General features: G+C 51.6%; 18 protein-coding genes. 7 read left to right on the plus strand and 11 right to left on the minus strand.

Going from position 1 to position 21156, the window contains the following annotated elements:
- Nucleotides 1–3: 3 nt before the first annotated feature.
- The 5 genes from AB1N33_RS15530 to AB1N33_RS15550 form a co-directional block, all read right to left on the minus strand.
- Nucleotides 4–3069 (minus strand): efflux RND transporter permease subunit, encoded by a 3066-nt coding sequence (locus AB1N33_RS15530; protein WP_411272479.1) that lies wholly within the window; start codon nt 3067–3069, stop codon nt 4–6.
- Nucleotides 3062–6361, minus strand: a complete 3300-nt coding sequence (locus tag AB1N33_RS15535; protein WP_411272480.1) for an efflux RND transporter permease subunit — start codon at nt 6359–6361, stop codon at nt 3062–3064. Before AB1N33_RS15535 ends, AB1N33_RS15530 begins: the two co-directional genes overlap by 8 nt.
- 26 nt (nt 6362–6387) lie before the next feature.
- Entirely contained in the window at nt 6388–7467 is a 1080-nt protein-coding gene (locus AB1N33_RS15540; RefSeq protein ID WP_411272481.1) for an efflux RND transporter periplasmic adaptor subunit, read from the minus strand.
- Between the two features lie 175 nt (nt 7468–7642).
- On the minus strand, nt 7643–8050 hold the full coding sequence (locus tag AB1N33_RS15545) for an OsmC family protein (RefSeq protein ID WP_411272497.1): 408 nt from the start codon (nt 8048–8050) through the stop codon (nt 7643–7645).
- Nucleotides 8050–8910 (minus strand): CvfB family protein, encoded by an 861-nt coding sequence (locus AB1N33_RS15550; protein ID WP_411272482.1) that lies wholly within the window; start codon nt 8908–8910, stop codon nt 8050–8052. The genes AB1N33_RS15545 and AB1N33_RS15550 overlap by 1 nt, the downstream gene beginning before the upstream one ends.
- 65 nt (nt 8911–8975) lie before the next feature.
- On the opposite strand from AB1N33_RS15550, the gene AB1N33_RS15555 reads away from it, so the two are divergent.
- From AB1N33_RS15555 to AB1N33_RS15570, 4 genes are read left to right on the plus strand one after another with little or no spacing between them, the layout of a single operon-like run.
- Nucleotides 8976–9722 (plus strand): 5-oxoprolinase subunit PxpA, encoded by a 747-nt coding sequence (locus AB1N33_RS15555; protein ID WP_411272483.1) that lies wholly within the window; start codon nt 8976–8978, stop codon nt 9720–9722.
- A gap of 10 nt (nt 9723–9732) precedes the next feature.
- Complete coding sequence (locus tag AB1N33_RS15560; RefSeq protein WP_411272484.1) at nt 9733–10425, plus strand: 5-oxoprolinase subunit B family protein; 693 nt, start codon at nt 9733–9735, stop codon at nt 10423–10425.
- Nucleotides 10418–11431, plus strand: a complete 1014-nt coding sequence (locus AB1N33_RS15565) for a 5-oxoprolinase subunit C family protein (RefSeq protein WP_411272485.1) — start codon at nt 10418–10420, stop codon at nt 11429–11431. Before AB1N33_RS15560 ends, AB1N33_RS15565 begins: the two co-directional genes overlap by 8 nt.
- Entirely contained in the window at nt 11428–12294 is an 867-nt protein-coding gene (locus tag AB1N33_RS15570; RefSeq protein WP_411272486.1) for an aminotransferase class IV, read from the plus strand. Before AB1N33_RS15565 ends, AB1N33_RS15570 begins: the two co-directional genes overlap by 4 nt.
- A gap of 28 nt (nt 12295–12322) precedes the next feature.
- On the opposite strand, the gene fur is transcribed toward AB1N33_RS15570, so the two are convergent.
- Complete coding sequence (gene fur / locus AB1N33_RS15575; protein WP_411272487.1) at nt 12323–12745, minus strand: ferric iron uptake transcriptional regulator; 423 nt, start codon at nt 12743–12745, stop codon at nt 12323–12325.
- 329 nt (nt 12746–13074) lie between these two features.
- Between fur and AB1N33_RS15580 the strand changes: the two genes are divergently transcribed.
- Nucleotides 13075–15081, plus strand: coding sequence for a methyl-accepting chemotaxis protein (locus tag AB1N33_RS15580; protein WP_411272488.1), 2007 nt, complete (start codon nt 13075–13077; stop codon nt 15079–15081).
- Between the two features lie 48 nt (nt 15082–15129).
- Here AB1N33_RS15580 and fldA read toward each other — a convergent pair whose 3' ends face one another.
- From fldA to AB1N33_RS15605, 5 genes are all read right to left on the minus strand, one after another.
- Nucleotides 15130–15654 (minus strand): flavodoxin FldA, encoded by a 525-nt coding sequence (gene fldA, locus AB1N33_RS15585; protein ID WP_411272489.1) that lies wholly within the window; start codon nt 15652–15654, stop codon nt 15130–15132.
- 29 nt (nt 15655–15683) lie between these two features.
- Nucleotides 15684–15902, minus strand: a complete 219-nt coding sequence (locus AB1N33_RS15590) for a DUF2788 domain-containing protein (RefSeq protein ID WP_411272490.1) — start codon at nt 15900–15902, stop codon at nt 15684–15686.
- Nucleotides 15903–16011: 109 nt separating this feature from the next.
- Entirely contained in the window at nt 16012–16788 is a 777-nt protein-coding gene (locus tag AB1N33_RS15595; RefSeq protein WP_411272491.1) for an alpha/beta fold hydrolase, read from the minus strand.
- A gap of 96 nt (nt 16789–16884) precedes the next feature.
- On the minus strand, nt 16885–17286 hold the full coding sequence (locus AB1N33_RS15600; protein ID WP_411272492.1) for an H-NS histone family protein: 402 nt from the start codon (nt 17284–17286) through the stop codon (nt 16885–16887).
- Between the two features lie 95 nt (nt 17287–17381).
- Nucleotides 17382–19031, minus strand: coding sequence for an electron transfer flavoprotein-ubiquinone oxidoreductase (locus AB1N33_RS15605; RefSeq protein WP_411272493.1), 1650 nt, complete (start codon nt 19029–19031; stop codon nt 17382–17384).
- 321 nt (nt 19032–19352) lie between these two features.
- Between AB1N33_RS15605 and AB1N33_RS15610 the strand changes: the two genes are divergently transcribed.
- The gene (locus AB1N33_RS15610) at nt 19353–20105 is read left to right on the plus strand and encodes an electron transfer flavoprotein subunit beta/FixA family protein (RefSeq protein ID WP_411272494.1); all 753 of its coding nucleotides are present in this window, start codon (nt 19353–19355) and stop codon (nt 20103–20105) included.
- On the plus strand, nt 20102–21028 hold the full coding sequence (locus AB1N33_RS15615; protein WP_411272495.1) for an electron transfer flavoprotein subunit alpha/FixB family protein: 927 nt from the start codon (nt 20102–20104) through the stop codon (nt 21026–21028). The genes AB1N33_RS15610 and AB1N33_RS15615 overlap by 4 nt, the downstream gene beginning before the upstream one ends.
- Nucleotides 21029–21156 lie beyond the last annotated feature (128 nt).

Below are 21156 nucleotides of genomic sequence, written 5' to 3' on the forward strand. Positions count from 1 at the left end.
GCGTTATACCCTTACCCAGCGGGATACCCGGGCCCGGCTGTTGGCAATCAGTCGCTGTGTGTGGAACCGCAGCTTCAGCAGCAGTACATAGGCCAGCGGAACCAGAAACAGGCTGGTGACCGTGGAAAACAGCAGACCACCAATGATCGCAATCGCCATGGGTGAGTAGGGCGGGCCATCGCCCCCGATACGCGTACTGCCCAGTGCCAGGGGAACCAGCCCAAGTACCGTGGTGGCAACGGTCATCAGAATAGGCCGGATGCGATCCTGACAGCCTTCAAGCACCGCCTGATAAAGGCTGATACCTTCATTCACCAGTTGGTTAATCCGGTCAACCAGCACGATCCCGTTATTGACAACAATGCCCATCAGAATAAGCATGCCTATCATGCCCATGACAGACATTGGCGTGCCTGTCACCATAAAGGCCCAGAATACGCCGGTAAACGAGAACAACAGGGATGTAATCACCGAGGTCGGCAGCAACAAGGATTCAAACAGCGCCGCCATCACTACATAAATCATACAGACCGCCAGCAGCATGTTCATCTGCATAACCGCTGCGGCCTCATCCTGACGACGGAAACTGCCATCCAGACTCCACTTGTAGCCGGTCGGCAGAGACACATACTGCATGACCCGGGTAATGCGCTCACGCGCCTGTTCCACGGTCATATCATCACTCAGGTTTGCGCCGATGCTGAGCGCCGTCTGACGGTAATGTCGATTGATTTGCGACAGCTGTGGCACCACGGTAATGTCGGCAATCATCGACAATGAGATACGGATGCCGTCAGCATTAGAAATGGTGACATTTTTCAGCGCATCGACCGACGACTGCACATCCTGACCATACATCAGTCTGACACTGACTTCGCCTGCGTCGCCGTAGCGGAAAGTGCGCAGGTTCGTGCCACGTAACGCGGTGCTGATAAGACCGGCAATGTCATTGACGTTCAGCCCAAGACGATTGACCTTTTCGCGGTCAATACGCACCTGCAGTTCATTACGCTGGGCCCCGGTATCCGCGCGAACATCCTCAAGGCCCTCAATATTTCGAAGGATAGGAACAATCTGGTCGGCCAGGGTCATAAGACGATCTGACGACTCGCCGAGCAGTGTCAGCCTGACACCACCGCCATTGCCGGAGTTCCACTGGAATGAGGGGCGGGCGCGAACAAACCGTGGCATGGCTTCGCGGATATTCTCCTGTAACTGGGCCACGCTGATTGGCAGATCGTCTTTCAGGGTAAGCCCGCTGACCGCATGTCCATTAGTGAAATAACTGTAGACCTGCTTAATGTAAAACTCGTCCTGATGCTCGTACAGAAACGCTTCCATGCGGTTAACTGTTTTCTCAACTTCATCAACGCTGTAGTTATCAGTAATGTGATAATTCAGCCAGATACGCTCCTGATTGTTATTACCCTCGTCATCGCCGCTGACCATCGACATCGGCAGCGCCGTGCTGAGCAGAATAAGCACCGCAATAACAAGGGTCTTGCCCTGGTTGTTCAGTGTCCAGTTAAGGATACGTCCATAACGGTGGATATAACCCGGCGTCGGCTTGTCTTTCGTCACAGGTACCCTGACCTTTGACGCCAGTAGCGGGATCAGGGTTTGTGCGATGAGCAGCGAGGCAAACAGTGAGATACAGATAGCGATAGCGACGTGTTCAAGAAACACCGTAACATCGATTTTTACGCCAACGATATTGGGTAAAAATACGATAGCGGTGGTTGTTGTGCCTGCAATCACCGCCAGGCTGACACGTGACACGCCGCGTTGTGTTGCGCGCGTCGCATTCGCATCGCGCTGACGCTCTAAAAAGACACTTTCGGTCACCACCACAGCATTATCGACCAGCATCCCGACCGCCAGCATCAGTCCCATCAGAGACAGAATGTTCAGGCTATAGCCGGCCAGATACATGACGCCGAGTGTGATACAGATAGAGAAGGGAACCGACAGCACCACAATCAGCGTGGTGGACAACTGGCGTAAAAATGCAAACAACACAATCACTGACAGCACGGCACCAATCAGGCCCGCCATGATGAGATCGCCAAGAGAGGAGGTCACGCTGTCCGCGGTATCATCCATTACAAACAGGTTGATACCGGCAAACTCAGGATCAGATTTGGCGCGCTCAATGACCTGCATCACACGTTCTGATACCTCTACCAGGTTGCTGCCAGATTCACGAAACACATTAAAACCAACCGCAAACGTGCGATCGAGGTGACGTCCTTCGCTGCGTTTTGGAATTTCGTAAGCAATGTCGGCAATATCGGACAAGCGGATGCCGTCACGAATGATCAGGTTTGCGATATCCTGAATGTCAGTGAACTCACCCATGGGGTTGACCAGAATTTTTTCATCACTGGTGTAAATGTGGCCGGCGGTCATTGAGAAATTCGCATTTCTCAGTGTTTCACCCAGGCGGGTGGTATCTATCTGATAGGCAGCAATGCTTTCCGGACGCAGCCTGATTGTGATCTGCTTTTTCAGTACGCCATAAAGCTCAACCTTCGATACACCAGGTACACGTTCCAGTGGCCGCTTCAGGTTACGCTCAAGCAGGTCATAGGCGTTTGACAGGTCGCGATCGCTCGACACGCGCAGCTGGAAAATCGGCATGTCGTTGGTATTAAACTTATACACCAGCACCCGCTCAACATCGGCTGGCAGCAGATGGCGTATGGCGTCTATTTTTTCCCTGGCCTCAATACTTTTTGCCTTAATGTTTTCGTCCCAGTCAAATTCTACGAACACCTGGGCTTTATCTTCAAAAGAGCTGGCGCGCAGGCGTTTGATTCCCGACATCGTGGCAATTGCCTCTTCAACCGGACGGGTAATCATCCGCTCTACCTCAGCCGGTGTCGCATCGCGGTAGGGAACCTCAACAACCATTTCTGGGATGTCGATACCGGGGAATTTTTCCAGTGGTAACAGCTGGCTGGCAATCAGACCAAACACCAGCATCGAGAAAAAGCACATGCACACGGTAACCGGACGCTGCATGGCGAAGCGGGCAAGGCCCGCGCCGGCGACAGATAACTTATCCATAAACGTGCTCCTTCTCCATTGCCGTGTCGGCGTCTGTCACTTTACGGTCAAACAGGCTGTAAAGCACTGGCAGCAGCACCAGCGTCAGCATGGTGGAAAATATCAGGCCAAAGATAACGGTAATCGCCATCGGTGTACGAACCTCTGCGCCTTCACCAAAGCCTACGGCCATTGGCAGAAGACCCAGAACGGTTGTGAGTGTGGTCATGACGATAGGGCGCAAACGTGATTTACCTGCCGACAGGATCGCTGCGTGTTTGTCCATACCCTGACCACGCAGCTGATTAATGCGGTCGAACAATACAATTGCATTGTTAACAACAATGCCCGCCAGCATGATAAGGCCAATGAAGACCACCACACTGACATGGGTGCCGGTCAGCCACAGGCCATACACCGAGCCCGCCGCTGCAAGTGGAACAGAAAACAGAATGAGTAATGGATGCAGCAGAGACTCAAACTGTGAGGCCATTACCAGGTAGACCATGAAAACCGCCAGTGCGAGAGCAAATTGCAGAGACGTAAAGCTGCGCTCCATGTCCTCACTCTGACCTGCGATAACAGCATCAATGGTAAGTGGCAGCCTGAGCGTGTCGATCACCTGCTGCGCCTTTGCCACACCCTGGGCGAGATCACCATAGGCAAGGTTGGCCTCGATGAGCGCCACGCGCTGCTGGCCTACCCGGGTAATCTCACTTGGGCCAATGCTCATGTAGACATCGGCAACAGCGCCGAGTGGCACCGGCTGCTCTGCATCCGGATTGATCAGAATGGCCTTCACGTCACCGACATTATCGCGCTGGGCGTCCAGGGTTCTCACCAGCACATCCACTTTGCGATCATCCATGCTGTACTGGGTCGCAACTTTGCCACCAATTTTGGCTGCAATCAGTTCGGATACTGTTGGGGCATCCAGACCGAGTCGAGCGAGTTTCGCCTGATTAAACACCACTTTCAGTTCAGGATTACCTTGTCGCAGGGTGCTGGTGATGTCGGCAAAACGATCTTCTTTTTCCAGTCCGGCAACCAGTTGCTGGCTATAGCGCTGCAACTGGGATAAATCATAGCCCTGCAACTCAATCTGAATAGGGGCGTCAAAGCTGAACAGTTCCGGCTCGCCAAACTGGCTCTGCACACCGGCCTGACGACGCAGAAACTCGCGCATGACCGATCTTACTGCATCTATAGTGTTGACGGTCGTGTCTGGCTGCATGACCACGTTGAGCTTACCCCAGTGATCACCGCCCTGACTGGGTGCGGCACTCACAAGACTGCCTGTGCCTGCCAGCGAATAGGTGCGGCTGACGCCAGGCTGGCGTTCTGCAACCTCTGCCAGACGGGCCAGCAGCGCATCGGTTTGTTCAATTTTACTGCCTGCAGGCAGCGTTACTTCGACAAAAAACTCGCCCTGCGACATGGAAGGGATCAGTTCCATACCCAGGCGAGGGATCAGCAGCACTGACCCTGCAGTGAGGACCAGCGCAACCATCACAATCATCATACGTGCGGCTAATGCGCCTTTTAGGGTAATCTCATAAGCACGCTCAAGCACGTCAAAGCCTTTCTTGAACAGCCAGGTTAAGGGTGACAGTAGCCAGAACATACCTTTTGATATCAGGCGCCACAGACCAATAATGAGTGTTGCCGCGCTGGCAGGCAGATAGACAAAGATAACCCGCAGTACAAGTCGCAGCGGCAGCGTGATGTAGTACATCAGCGTGGCCAGTTTCCCGCGCACTTTGACCGGCGCCGGCGCACTGAAGACGTCAGCATGCAATGGCGCAGTGTCAGCGCGCCCGCGACGTGCCGCCAGCGTAGGGATCAGGGTAATTGCAATAACCAGTGACGCTGCCAGTGCGAATGACACTGTCAGCGCCTGATCGCGGAAAAGCTGACCGGCAATACCTTCAACAAAAATCAGCGGGACAAACACCGCCATGGTGGTCAGCGTTGAGGCCACAATGGCGCTGCCGACCTCACGGGTACCGCTGGCTGCAGCGTCTGCCCGCGCTTCGTCGGTCAGTGCCTGACGACGGTGACGGTCGATGTTCTCAAGCACCACAATACTGTTGTCAACCAACAGACCAACGGCCAGCGCGATACCCCCGAGACTCATGATATTCAGGCTGATATCGTTGGCATACATCAGGTTAAAGGTGGCAATCACAGAGACCGGAATAGATACCGAGATAATCATCGTCAGCCAGAAGTCACGCAGGAAAAGATAAAGGACAAGCATGGCCAGCAAGCCCCCAATCAGGGCGGCAGATTTTACGTCATCGATGGCCTGTTTGATAAACACACTCTGGTCGTAAACGGTGGTTAGCTGATACTGTGAGGGCAGGGCATCGGTTACCCGAACCAGGGCTTTATTCACCGCGTTGGCAACATCCACGGCATTCGCATCGCCCTCTTTATAGATAGCAATTTCAGCGCCTTCTTTGCCGTTAAACCGGGTGATAGCGTCACGTTCTTTAAAGCTGTCGGTGACGGTCGCCAGTTCTTTCAGACGAATGTTTTTGCCCTCGAAGCGGCCGACGTACATATTGGCAATCTGCTCGAGGCTGTCGAATTCGTTGAGCGTTCTGACCAGAAACGCCTGATTGCCATCCTCAACACGGCCACCGGCAGTGTTGACGTTTTCATTACGCAGCCGTTCGATAATACTGTTTACTGAAATGCCCAGCTGGCTGGCTCGTTGCTGATCTATCAGCACCTGGATCTGGTTCTCCAGCCCGCCGCCAATACGCACCGAGGCCACGCCTTCAATCGACTCCAGTTCGCGCTTGATCTGTTCGTCTGCGTAAACGCGAAGGCGTTTCATCTGGGCAGTACTGACAGGCGCACCGCTGTCATCTGCTGCAAAGCCAAGGCCCATTTTGATAATGGGATCCAGGCTGGGGTTAAAACGCAGCAGACGGGGCTTTTCGATGTCCAGCGGCAGCTGCAGAATATCCAGTTTCTCGCGCACTTCCAGACTGGCAAAATCCATGTCCGTACCCCACGCAAATGCCATGACGACGTCAGACTGACCGGCGCGGGACGTCGATGTCACAGTGCGGACCCCTTTAACCACGCCAATGGCTTCTTCGATGGGCTTGGACACAAGCTGCTCTACTTCTGCCGGCGCCGCGCCGTCATAATCCGTGCGGATGGTCAGCGTGGGATAAGACAGCTCAGGTAACAGATTAACCGACAGCCGGTTCAGCGACACCATCCCAAACAGCAGCACAGCGAAGGTGAACATGGCCATGGCGACCGGCCGTTTTACGGCAATATCAACTATACGCATAACGTCATTCCTTCCGGTTGGCCGGATTAACCGTTAACCACATCAACGGGAGACTGATCCTTCAGATTCTGATGGCCTGTCACCACAACCTGTTCATCACCGTTTAGTCCTGACACCACTTCAATCATGTCGCCGCTTTCGAAGCCGGTAGTAATGTCGACCTTGCTGGCAACGCCGTCTTTTACCACAAATACGCTGGTGCGGTTGTCAATGCTGACCAGGGCTTTGCGTGGCAGCAGGGTTGCGTCCTGGTGAATGTCATACTCAATGGCAACTTCACTGAACATTCCGGCTTTCAGCGTTTCGTCTTCGTTGGGCACGCGCAGTGTGACTTTGAAGGTGCCGGTATTCGCATCAATGACCGGGCTGATCCGCTCAACAAATGCGGTAACGCTGGCATTATTGAGGGCAGAAATACGCAGCGTGGCAGTCTGGTTTTTCACAATGTTAGGTAATTCACTCTCGGGCAGGTAAACAATGCCCTGCAATTGCTTTTGCTGGACGATGTGGAACATGCGTTCACGCTGGAACGACTCGGTCAGGTTACCTACTTTGGCATTACGCTCAGCGATATAGCCGCTGATGGGGGCGGTAATGGTCGTTTCTTTTAAGTCCAGTTCGGCCAGTCTGACAGAAGCCTTGGCAGACTCAAACTGCGCAGTCAGCTTGTCAAAGGTGTCATCACTGACCAGCTTCTGAGAATAGACTTTGTTGATTTTTGCCAGCTCCTGTTCAATACCACGCAGGTCGGCACGGGCTTTGGTCAGGTTCAGCTCGTAACGCTTTTTGTCCAGTTGAGCAAGGATCTGACCTTTTTCTACATAGTCACCTTCCTCAACAAAGATATCTTCGATGATGCCGGATGCACGGGCAACAACAAAGGCTTCTTCTTTGGCTTCAAGAACGGCAGTTGTACTGTAGCTGGACGAGATTTCGCCCCGGTTCAGGTGACTGGCTTCTACCGGAATAGTAACTACGGCTTCTTCTTTTGGTTGTTCTGCGGCGTCGAGGGCTTCAGCGTTACCACACCCGGTTAGCTGGAGACTGGCACCTACCAGCGTTGTCGCAAGAAATAGTTTGATGGCCTGTGATTTTTTGAATTCCATGGTCATTACCTGATGTTGTGTAAATTACGTTAACAGGCAGGTAGCATCCACTGTGCCACAACAGGTAACAAAATATTTCCCAATAAAATCAGGTGGATAGAGAGTTTTCGGGTTGGATAGTCAAAAAGACTAATCCTACAGATTGGCCTTTTTGACTAAATGGTGGTTGGTATCGCTATTTTGCCGGTGCGTCGACCAGTTCAAAGCTGGTCGAAACGTCTACAGATTTTTCAAGCATCAGCATCACTGAGCAGTATTTTTCTGCCGACAGATTGACCGCGCGTGCCACGGCTTTCTCGGTCAGACCGCTGCCGGTAACGACGTAATGCGCATGCAGACGGGTGAAAACGCGAGGGGGCTCGGCCGCACGGTCTGCGTCAAGTTCACAGCGTACATCATGAATATCAAACCGTCCTTTCTTAAGAATTTCGACCACATCGACACTGGAACAGGCGCCGGCTGCAACCAGCACCGACTCCATGGGTGAAACGGCCTTGCCTGCACCGTCCATCACCATGGTATAGCCAGATTCGGTTGTACCGGTGAATGACAGGTCACCGTCCCACTTAACTGTTGCTTTCATCATGTTTCCTTCTGTTTGCTGTCTGCCAGTTTAATGCAATCAGGTGAAATGATAATCAGCTTTTGTTTGTACAATGCACCGAGTGCTTTTTTATAGGCACCTTTACTCACCTGAAAACGCGAGTAAATATCTTCGGGCCGGCTTTTATCGGTCACAACAGACAGACCGCCATGGGCATGTAAATCATCCAGAATAGCCTGTTGCAGTGCATCGCGACCCTGTTGGTCCTGACGTTGCAGACCCACATCAATTTTGCCGTCACTACGGACATGTTTGATCACGCCGGTAAATGTATCGCCGATACTCAGCGGCATAAACGCGTCGCTGTGAAACAGCAGGCCCAGCACCTGCTCATTGATGACAACTTTGAAGCCCAGGTCGGTGCGGGCATAAACCACACATTCCGCAGTCTGCCCCTCGCTGACATAGGGCGAGGTTTCCCTGAAAAAGTGGTGCAGTTTAGTGGCACCCAGCAGTCGCTGTGTTTTTTTGTCGTAAAAGACGTACACCAGGTAGTCACGGCCGGTATCGACCGGGCGCTCCTGATAGTCTGCCGGTACCAGCAGATCCTGCTTCTTTCCCCATTTGAAAAAGGCACCGAAGTGGGTGACGTTAACCGCCCTGAGCAGCCCAAGCTGGCCGCGCTGTAACGCCGGCGCGTCGGGCAGGGCGATCAGTTGCCCTTGCTGATCCGTACTGACAAACACCGTAATTTCGTCACCCTGTTTCAGCGTTTCCGGCGCGTCCTCACGGGCATAAATTACTGTAGAGGGATCGTCTGCATCCAGGCTGTGGAGTTCGAAACCGAAGGGAAAGGCGTCACCGACGCGAAGGGTATTTAGCTGACCTATGTTAATCATCAACACTGACTTTTTATTGAAAACGGGTAACATAATAGCGAATCACGAGACAGAGCAAAACCACAATGAAACTGAACTGCGATTTAGGTGAAAGTTATGGGGCCTGGAATATGGCCGTTGACGAGCACATCATGGTTTATATTGATCAGGCAAACGTTGCCTGCGGTTTTCACGCTGGCGATCCCATAGCCATCGGCGAAGCGATTGCGCTGGCGAAAAAACACAATGTCTCGGTTGGCGCGCATCCGTCTTATCCTGATTTACAGGGGTTCGGTCGTCGCAGCATGGCCATGAAGCCCGATGAACTGATAGCCTGTCTGCATTATCAAATAAGTGCGTTACGGGGCATGACAGCCATCCAGGGGGTGACGCTGGATTATGTAAAGCCGCATGGCGCGTTGTATAACGACATGATGGCTGACGCCAGTCTTCGGCGTCACGTCATGCAGGCGGTTGCAGAGGCCGGTGAGGGAAATCTGTCGCTGATGATGCAGGCGCATCCGTCATTTTTGCACCACCAGGACGAAGCTGCTGAGTATACCCTTGACCTGATATTTGAGGCCTTTGCGGACAGACGCTACGCCGATAACGGGCTACTGGTGCCACGAACACGCCCTGATGCGGTCCTGTCAGAACAGGAGGCGCTGGAGCAGGCTCAGCGAATTATGGATGAGGGCGTTATCATCACCGAAAGTGGCCAGACGCTGACGCTGAAGGTGGATACGCTTTGTGTTCATGGCGACTCACCGGGCGCTATCGCTATGGCTGAGCAGCTCAGGCTGGCACTGACTAAACGTAAATTGTCGTCGTAGAGGAAAATGCATGACGCCATTCGCCGCCATCCGGTCGATTGAACCGGCAGGTATGAACGGACTGATACTCTATTTTTCCGGCGCATCACTGACCGAGGCCAATCAGCACTGTCAGGCCTGGGATCATGCAATTCGCGAGGCCGGGTTTGGCTGGCTGAAAGATACCCTGCCAGCGTATGATTCTTTGCTGTTGGTGTTTGATGCACTGGCTATTGATAATCACGGTGTGTATCGGTCACTGCGAACACTCAACGTCAGTGATCATCAGCAAAACACACCTCGGCGTCATCACCGGTTGCCGGTATGGTATGGCGCGCCGGAGGCGAACGATCTGGCTGACATCTCACGTCAGACCGGGTTAGCCGGCGCCAACATTATTTCAACGCATTGTGGCACCGAATACCGCGTGTATGCCGTTGGATTCGCGCCGGGCTTTGCGTACCTGGGTGAGGTGCCGGATGCCATTGTCTGTCCCCGGCTGACGACCCCCAGAGACCGGGTGCCTGCCGGGGCGGTTGCCATTGCCGATAAACAAACTGCTGTGTACCCTCAGTCTTCTCCGGGCGGATGGAATTTGCTTGGACTCTGTCCGCTCTCCATGTTTGACGGTACGCAAACCTATTCGGCCCGTCTGTCAGTGGGAGACACCGTGTCATTTTACCCGGTGAGTGAGCATGAATACCGGGAGATGAAAGATGACTAAACCGTCTTCATCAGGATTGCCTGCCACAGGATTGCCTGCCACAGGATTGCCTGCCACAGGTCTGCCTGCCACAGGTCTCACCGTTGTGGATCCGGGCTTATTGTCACTGCTGATCGACAGTGGCCGTAATGCCGTACAGCGTTTTGGTTTTTGTGAGTCAGGTCCGATGGATCATGACGCCTACTGGTGGGCGAACTGGCTGGTGGGTAATGCCAGTGATGCCTGTGCGCTGGAAATCATGGGGGATGCCGAATTTCGTCTGGACGTGCATGCTCAGGTAGCGGTAACCGGACCGGCAGCCAGCCTCGCCGTCAATCAGCAGCAGCAGGCCGACTGGACAACGGTATCGGTATCACCGGGAGATAGTTTACAGGTTCGGGCAGGTAAGCCAGGCCAGCGTGCATACCTGGCAATTGCTGCTCGCTGGGCGGTGCGCTCGGTTATTGGCAGTGTGTGTACCGTTGCCCGCGAACATCTTGGCGGGCTTGACGGGATTGGCAGTGCGCTGCGCGCCGGCGACACCATTCCACTCGCTGAAGTCAGTCCGCGCCTGGTGCGAACACTGAATCCGGAATACCGGCCCAACTATGATTTATCTGCACCACTTGGCGTGGTGCTGGGGTATCAACACCATGCATTCAGTGCCACAGCCAAAAGCTTTTTTTTCAATAGTGACTACCGGGTTTCAAGTAAAATAAACCGTATGGGATACCGCCTGAGTGGGACTGCGGTGGCCTGCAGTAACCGAAGTCTGCGTTCAGAAGGTATTAATCTGGGCGCAATCCAGGTACCGCCAGACGGTCAGCCGATTATTATGATGCGTGACCGTCAGACGCTGGGAGGCTATCCAAAACTTGGGTGTGTGGTACTCAGTGACATCAACCGGCTGGCACAGGCAGTCCCGGGCGACGAAGTCACCTTTAAAGCAATCGATATGAACGACGCCCGTGCTGCGTACTTGCTGAAGCTTCAGAAGCGGGCACGGTTAACAAGGGGAACAGTGTGACAACAGCCTATTTAAATGGCCAGTATTTAGCCCTCAGTGAGGCGAGGATCTCGCCGATGGACAGAGGGTTTTTGTTCGGGGATGGCATCTATGAGGTGATCCCCAGTTATCAGGGTAAAACGGTTGGACTCAATGCCCACCTGGCACGTATGAAGCGTGGTCTGGCCGCTCTCAGTATCGACCCGGATATGGATGACGAGGCATGGCGTACCGTGGTTGCCACCCTGATTGAAAAAAACCGCAGTGATATTCCCGAGGGGAATATCGGTTTATATCTGCACGTCAGTCGCGGCGCCGATACGCGCCGTTTTCATGCATATCCCACCAACGTAACACCGACGGTTTTTGCCTTTGCCTTTGCCATTGCGCCGCCCCAGCCTTTGCGTCGGGAACTGGCAAAGCCGCTGTTTGTCGCGCTTGAAGAAGACCTTCGCTGGCAGCGCTGTCACATTAAATCTACGTCGCTGTTGGGTAATGTGATGCACTTTCAGCAGGCGGCGGCAAGTGGATTGCACGAAACCATTTTATTTAACCGCGAACAGGAAGTGACCGAAGCCAGTTCGTCCAATGTGTTTATGGTAAAAGACGGTGTTATTTATACCCCGCCACTCGACAACCAGTTGTTGCCGGGTATTACCAGGGCGCTGGTCCTTGAGGCGTTGAATGCCGGCAATTTTACTGTGCGCGAACAGGTATTCTCCGTGCAGGCATTGCTTGACGCTGATGAAGTCTGGCTGACCAGCTCGAGCAAAGAAATTGCGCCGGTTGGCAGGGTGGGCGATACCATCATCGGTGACGGGCAGCCCGGTCCGGTCTGGGAGGCAGCGATTAATGCATACCACAGGATGAAATTCGACGCATAAAAAAACGCCTGCATCTGCAGGCGTTTTTTTAAAGCTGGTCGCAATTACCGTCGGTACATTCGCCGTAGAGGTAGAGACTGTGGTGAGTCAGCTTCATATTATGCTGTTTTGCCACCAGTTCCTGACGTTCCTCGATAATGTCATCCTCAAATTCGATGACCTTACCGCACTTCAGGCAGACGAGGTGGTCGTGGTGATCTTTGTGGCTGATTTCAAAAACGGATTTACCGCCTTCAAAATGATGGCGGTTGAGAATGCCGGCATCATCGAACTGGTTAAGCACGCGATACACTGTCGCGAGGCCGATTTCCTCTCCCTGCTCAATCAGGATCTTATAAACATCTTCGGCGCTGATATGCTGATTTTCAGGTTCCTGGAGTATCTGCAGGATTTTCAGACGGGGTAACGTTACCTTCAGGCCCGCTTTCTTTAACTCTTTGTTTTGATCCATGCTCACCACAAAATACATCATTCATAAATTGCTCCCTATTATAGGTAACTGTCAGTGATTTAAAAGCAAAACGTCAGAGTGCCTGTGCGGGGCGTTGATTATTTGACCATTATGTTTTTTGAAAATCAGCAGATAACCTGATTACGGTTATACCTATTGCTAATACTGTCATAAGGAGATGCCGTGTAACCTGCATCACTGTCGGAACAACGGATGATGCAGGCAGTTAAAATAATGCATGCATAAGTTTAACATGCTGTTAAACTGGTCGGACGTTAACGGTAAACACATCAGTTACCGACAAGGCAGTTAATAAAAAGAGTAATTCAATGCGGTTAACGGTAATCAGAAAAATCAGTCTGGGATTTGGTTTATTCGGATGCTTATTGATGCTGATGAGTATCCTGTCTTATTTCGGATTAAAAAATATCAGAGCATCCGCCGTCGATGTTGTAGAAGTAAAAATGCCGGTGCAGGAAAAAATGGTTAAGGTAAAAACCGAGATCCTGTCCCTGGCCACCATTACTGCAAACGGGTTTCACGAAGAAACCACTGACGCCCTGTCAGCAAACCGTGCGCAATTCCATTCTCTGTCAGACGAATTCTTAACCCAGATTGAAGATCTGATTAAGCAGGTTAATGACAGCAATACAGCTGACAAAGCCCTGACGTCCAGTCGTGAATATGTCAGCCAGAGTAAAGCCATGTACGATGCGCTTCGCGACCGGCTTCGGCTGGATGATGAGCTGCAGAAAAAGCTGGCTGTGGTGCTTGCGACTGCCGACGAAGCCAGTGCGCTGATGCTTGATTTGTCCTATCTTGATCCTGATGCGCGCGGTGTCCAGATGTTGATTGGGACGGGCACCAACATTGATAACAAATTGCTGACGATGAACACGTCATTTGCTGAGCTTGCAGCAACCATCGATCCCGAGGTGACCCGCAGCATTGTTGAAGATCTTGAATATCAGCTGAGTAACCTCGCCGTCGATAAAGATTACCTGAATCGACTTGCTGAGGGCGTCGATGATGGCGGTACGGTGGCTGCGTTCAATGAACAGTACAACACCCTATTGCGTGAGCTTAATGACGATGGTGGCCTGATTAGCCTGCAACTGGCCAAGCTGGATAGCATAGCGGCCAGTATCAAGCACCGGAATGCCGCGAATACTGCACTCAATGATGCACTTGAAAGCGTCAACGCGCTGTTTGAGCGGGTCAATGAGTCAACGCTGGCGGGACAGACGGCCATTCTGGATGCCGTGCAAAATAACCTGGTTCGCAATCTGATTGTGGCGGTATTGGGGCTGGGCGCGGCCTTTGTGCTGGCACTGATTTCAACACGCAGCATTGCCAACCCGCTGGCGCGAATCAACCGGGGACTGACGCAGTTAAGTCGTGGCGACCTCACGGCCAAACTGGAAGAAACCGGTAACGACGAATTCACCGCGCTGGCGGCGAAAGTGAATACCCTGACAGACAGCCTGCGTGCCCTGATTGGCAACATTCTGGAGCAGGAAAAACAACTGGTTGCGATCACCAAGCAAAGTGTCTCGATGGGGGAGAAGAGCCTCCAGGAAGTGGATGCGCAGCGAGAGCAGGTCAACATCACTTCAACCAACACCCGTCATGTGCAGGAAACCAGCCATAGTAATCTGGAGCAGATCCACCAGGCCATGGCATCGCTTAATGAGGTGTCGCAGCAGAGTCAGCAAATTTCAGCGCTGGTGAAAAAGAACCGTGATCAGGTTAATCATCAGGCGACACAGGCCGAGGCCTCGGGTGAAATCATCGCCCGTCTGGATGAAAACAGCCGCAATATCGGCAGTATCCTCGATGTGATTAAAACCATTGCTGAACAAACTAACTTACTCGCGCTTAATGCGGCCATTGAAGCGGCCCGCGCCGGTGAGCAGGGACGTGGGTTTGCGGTCGTAGCGGATGAAGTCAGAACGCTGGCTAACCGCACTCATAATTCGACTGAAGAAATAGAAAGTATGATTGCCAGCCTTCAGCGAGATGCCGCCCAGGCTGTGTCTGCCATCAATGAGGGGCGCCAGCAGGCGCATGACAGTGTGACAATCACCGAGCAGGTGAGCGAGCAGGTTGAAAGTGTGCACGGCATCATTGAGCGCCTGAGCCAGATTAATGCACAAATTGTGAATGACACACAACAGCAGGACGTGTTACTCGGTGACGTGGCCGAAAGCCTGAGCACCATTGTATCTCTGGCAGATTCGAGTGCACAGAGTACGCGAAAAGCCAACGAGTCCACCATGAAACTGGATGCGCAGATGGAAAGTCTGAGAAAGGCCGTGGAGCGCTTCAGGCTGTGACCGACATAAAAAAGCCCGGGTTAACCGGGCTTTTTTGTGGCGAACGTATCAGGCCAGTTCAGCCAGACACAATTCGTCATGAAGTTGTTTACACCAGGCCTTGACGCGGGATTCGGTCAGTTCCGGCTGGCGGTCTTCGTCGATGCCCAAACCAACAAAATGGTTCTCATCAGCCAGCCCTTTTGAGGCTTCGAAATCATAGCCTTCGGTTGGCCACTGACCGACCAGGATCGCGCCACGAGGCTCAACGATATCTCTGATCATGCCCATGGCATCAAGGAAATACTCTGCATAATCTTCCTGGTCACCACAGCCAAAGATGGCGACCAGTTTGTCAGTGAAATCGATCTCTTCGAGTTCCGGGAAGAAGTCATCCCAGTCGCACTGCGCTTCACCGTAATACCAGGTAGGAATACCAAAGATCAGCAGATCAAATTCAGCAATATCCTCTTTACTGCTTTTGGCGATATCTTTGACATCAATGAGCTGTTTCCCCAGCTCTTTCTGAATCATTTTTGCGACGTGTTCAGTATTACCTGTGTCGCTACCAAAAAACAGGCCAACACTAGCCATAGTACCCTCTATCTCTTAATTGGTTTGCGTTAAACACCCGTGCTTAACCAGAATAATTCGATAATACCTTTGGCGAGAAAACCAATGGCTCCCATGCCCAGTACACCATAGGTAACAAGGCGCCCTATCATAGGGACATCATTTTTTTTGAGTACGTCATGAACTGCAATGCTCATCAGAATAAACAGGCAGGATAACCCGCCGTACAGCATGATCGACTCTATCAGTTCGTAGTTCTCAGCAAGCATAACTTTTCTGGACTCAAATTTCGCGCAGACTATACCACAGTCTGTACGTTGTTCGGAGTGAAAAACGTTTAAAAAAACCGATTTATCACGCCAAAAAATCGCTGTTTTGCTATTTATTTTCGACTAAAAAGCGGTGGACGATGGTATTGAATGCCTGTGGCTTTTCTGCGTGCAGCCAGTGTCCGGTTCCCTGAATAATTTTAGCCGCTGACTGCGGGAAATAACCGGCAATAGTCTCACGGTGAGCCGCGGTCAGATAGTCTGATTCGCTACCTTTAACGAACAGGACAGGTTTGTCATAGACTGCGTCGGTGTCAGGCCAGCCAGTGATTGCGCGGTAATGGGTTTGTAATCCGTTCAGATTAAACCGCCAGCGCCAGCCTCGCGCCTCATCCCGCGTGAGGCTCTTTAGCAGAAACTGTCGTACGCCTGGCTCTTTGATGTATTTCGCCATGGCCTCATCCGCGTCTTTGCGGCTTTCGATAGTCGACAAATCGACATTATTAAGTCCGTTAAAGACGGCGTCATGGCGGGGCGGGTAGGAGACCGGGGCAATATCCGCGGCAACCACACGACTGATACGATCCGGTGCAGTCAGTGCTGTCAGCATGGCGACTTTTCCGCCCAGCGAGTGGCCCAGAAGACTCACCGTGTCGAGTGCCAGTTCATCGAGCAGTGCAAGCAGTTTGTTTACCGCGACAGTCAGGCTAAATGCGTCTTCCCATGGCGAGCCACCATGGTCGGGTAAATCAATACTGAGTACATTCATGTCCTGTTCAAGGGCTTTACGCACCATCGACAGATTATCAGCATCACCGAATAAGCCGTGGATAAGAACAACCCAGTCATCACTGGTACGTTGTTTTGAAACAGAATAATTCAGCACGGGATACCCATGTTTGTTTTGTCAGGATGGTAGGGGAGTGGGGGCATTAAATTAAAAATCAATGGTGGCGGCGCCACCATTGACGATGCAGGCTGATCAGATAGCGAAATCTTCCAGCTTTTTGCCTTTATCGAGGGCTTTTTTATACACGCGGGGCATACGTCCGATACCTGTCCACGGGTGCTCGTTACCGTCTTTATCGGTTAACTTATATTTTACCGGGCGCTTCTTTCCGGTGGCTTTAGGTTTTTTCTTTTCACCATCCGTCAACGTTAAATCTGAGATATCCAGCCCGGCTTCGATCATTTGCTGTTGGATTTCTTTAATTTTTTGCTGTTTTTCTAATTCAGCCTGGGCATCCTGCTCGGCTTTTTCTTTGCGTCGCTCTATAATTGCCGCTAATTTTTCCTGAACAGCTTCAAGCTCTTTTATGCTTAATTCCTTTACAGCACCTTGCAAACGTCTTCCATGGGTTAGAATATCCAGAAATGCGCTCATTGATTAACCTTTTGATTATTAAATTTAAGCGGTCGAATAATAATTAATTACTGAACAAAAAAAAAGCGACAAGATGTCGCTTTTTAATTTTTTATTTACATGTTCGGGTAATTCGGACCGCCTGCACCTTCGGGAACAACCCAGGTAATATTTTGCGACGGGTCTTTAATGTCACAGGTTTTACAGTGTACGCAGTTTTGTGCGTTGATTTGGAAACGGGTTTCACCGGCCTCTTCAACTACCTCGTAAACACCTGCCGGGCAATAGCGCTGCGCCGGCTCTGCGTACTTGGGCAGGTTTACCTCAATCGGAATGCTGGCATCCTTCAGTTTAAGGTGACAGGGCTGATCTTCTTCGTGGTTAGTATTTGAAAGAAATACCGACGACAGCTTGTCAAAACTTAATACGCCATCCGGTTTAGGGTAGGTAATTTTCTCGGCGCTGTCTGCGGTTTGCAGTTGCGCATAATCTTTGTGCTCATCTTTGAGGGTAACGAATAAATTACCACCAAAGAAATTTTGCTCCAGCGTATTAAATGCACCACCCCAGAAATTACCGAATTTGTGAATAGCCGGGCCAAAATTACGCGAACGATATAATTCGTCGTACACCCAGGAATTTTTGAATCGTTCAGTGTAATCAGTCAGTTCTTTCACCGGAGCTTCAGGGTTTTCCCTGATTGCCGCAAACACCGATTCGGCTGCGAGCATGCCTGATTTCATGGCGGTATGGTTGCCTTTAATTTTTGCAAAATTGAGCGTGCCGGCATTACAACCTACCAACAGACCTCCGGGGAAAGTCATTTTCGGCAACGAATTAAAACCACCTTTGGCAATCGCGCGCGCACCATAACTGACTCGCTTACCGCCTTCCAGATACTGACTGATCACCGGGTGGTGTTTCAGTTGCTGAAATTCGTCAAACGGACTCAGGTGCGGGTTCTTGTAATTCAGATCCACAATCAGACCAACAAACACCTGATTGTTTTCTGCATGATAAAGATAGCTACCGCCGGTTGCGTCGTTAAGCGGCCAGCCTGCAGTGTGAACGACCAGGCCCGGCTGATGTTTGGCCGGATCAATGTCCCAGATTTCTTTGAATCCAATCGCGTAATGTTGTGGTGATGCGTCTTTATCCAGCTCGAACTTCTCGATAAGCGTTTTACCGAGATGCCCACGACAGCCTTCAGCAAAAATCGTGTATTTCGCACGTAGTTCCATGCCAGGCATGAACCCGTCTTTTTCTTCGCCAGTGGCACTGACACCCATATCGCCGGTAATGACGCCGCCTACGCTACCGTCGTCATTGTAAAGCACTTCTGCCGCGGCAAAGCCGGGAAATACTTCAACACCCAGCGCCTCTGCCTGCTCGGCCAGCCAGCGACAGACATTACCCATGGACACGATATAGTTACCCTGATTGTGCATGGTTTTAGGGGTAAACGTATTCGGCAGTTTTCGCGCCGAAGTTTTATCGTTTAGCAGGTAGATATGATCCTCGGTCACCGGCGTATTCAGCGGTGCGCCTTTTTCTTTCCAGTCAGGAAACAGCTCGTTTAAGGCTTTCGGTTCGAACACGGCGCCAGATAAGATATGTGCACCGACTTCAGACCCTTTCTCGACAACGCAGACCATCAGTTCCTGCTCGTTTTCGTTAGCAAGCTGCATTAACCGGCAGGCGGTTGATAGTCCGGCAGGACCGGCACCGACGATGACTACGTCAAACTCCATCGATTCTCGTTCCACTGGAAACTCCTTATTTTTGTAGGGTTTTATAGTGCACTATTGATGAAACAAATAATGCGCAGTGTCAAAAACATGTAAATTATTCACCGTCCGGAAAGGTAATCAAGGTTGACGTTTACGTCAACAGTAAGTACATTTCTGGCTGGTTTACGTTAACGTTAAGTTACGCAAATATTAATCAGATACGCTAAGTATACGCTGTCTGATGATGAAAATATTCTAAGTTGTTTTAATACGTCAGCATCACTAAAACGTATTGGTAGAGAATCTCAAATTTCCGGATGCTTGCAGACACCGGCAAACTCAACGATTGAGGTAATTATGAAAATACTCGTACCGGTCAAACGCACGATTGACTACAACGTGAAAGTTAAGGTTAAGGCAGACAATTCTGCGGTAGACCTGACCAATGCGAAAATGGCAATTAACCCGTTTTGCGAAATTGCTGTTGAAGAAGCCGTTCGACTGAAAGAAAAAGGCGTAGCGACAGAAGTCGTCGTTGTATCGGTCGGCGATAAAAGCTGTCAGGAACAGATTCGTACGGCCCTGGCGCTTGGCGCCGACCGTGGCATTCAGATTGACACTGACCAGAGCCTGGATTCACTACAAATCGCAAAGCTGCTGGCAAAAGTGGTGGAAGAAGAGTCACCTGAACTGGTTATTCTGGGCAAGCAGAGTATTGACTCTGACAATAACCAGACCGGCCAGATGCTGGCCGCGCTGACAGGCATGCCACAGGGTACGTTCGCGTCAGAAGTGGCGGTTGCCGACGGCAAAGTCAGTGTAACCCGCGAAATTGACGGCGGTCTGCAAACCGTGCAGTTGTCGCTGCCAGCTGTTGTGACCACCGATCTTCGTCTGAACGAGCCACGCTACGCGTCACTGCCTAACATCATGAAGGCCAAGCGTAAGCCTCTTGACGTGAAGCCGGCTGCTGACTTTGGCGTGTCGCTGGAATCTAACGTGAAGGTACTTAAAGTGATGCCGCCACCGGAAAGACAGGGTGGTATTAAGGTCGCTGATGTAGCAGAACTGGTTGATAAACTGAAAAACGAAGCGAAGGTGATTTCATGAGTATTTTGATTTTTGCAGAGCACGACAGCACCAATCTGAAGTCAGAAACTGCCAAAATGGTCACTGCCGCTTCGCAGATGGGCGGTGACATTGATGTACTGGTTGCCGGCGAAAACTGTGGTGCCGTCGCTGAACAGGCCGCGAAGCTGAGCGGCGTCAGCAAAGTACTGGTTGCGGATAATGCAGCCTACGCACACATGCTGGCAGAAAACACAGCTGATTTGGTGTTGTCACTGGCCGGTGGTTACACGCATATTCTTGCGGCAGCTACCACGACGGGTAAAAACTTTATGCCTCGCGTGGCGGCACTGCTGGATGTGGCGCAGATCTCTGACATTATCGGTGTTGAGTCTGCTGACACATTTGTCCGCCCAATCTACGCGGGTAACGCGATTGCGACTGTGCAGTCTTCTGACAACGTTAAGGTCATCACGGTGCGTGCCGCGTCGTTTGATGCTGCCGGTACGGATGGCAGTGCCTCGGTAGAGTCTGTGGATACTGTGAAGGAATCGACGTTGTCTTCATTCGTTGAGGAAACACTGACAGAGTCTGAGCGTCCTGAGCTGACTGCCGCGGACGTGGTCATCTCTGGTGGTCGCGGCATGCAGAATGGTGAGAACTTCTCGCTGCTTGAGGGTATTGCTGACAAACTGGGCGCAGCAATTGGTGCATCACGGGCTGCTGTTGATGCTGGCTTTGTACCTAACGACATGCAGGTTGGTCAAACCGGTAAAATTGTTGCCCCGCAGCTTTATATCGCGGTGGGGATTTCCGGCGCTATCCAGCATCTGGCGGGTATGAAAGATTCCAAAGTGATTGTTGCTATTAACAAAGACGAGGAAGCACCTATCTTTCAGGTTGCAGATTATGGTCTGGTCGGCGATCTGTTCGACGTATTACCAGAGCTTGAAAACGCGCTGTAAGTTTGCATCGTGACTAGTCCTGATATAAGTTGACACTTATTTCAGTTTAAAGCGCCCGGTGAACTTCATCGGGCGTTTTGTATTTTAGGGCCAGATGCGGCCTTTTCTCATTATAAATCGCGACAGAC

The sequence above is a fragment of the Alteromonas nitratireducens genome (genome assembly GCF_040812025.1).
In the GTDB taxonomy this organism is placed as follows: domain Bacteria; phylum Pseudomonadota; class Gammaproteobacteria; order Enterobacterales; family Alteromonadaceae; genus Alteromonas; species Alteromonas nitratireducens.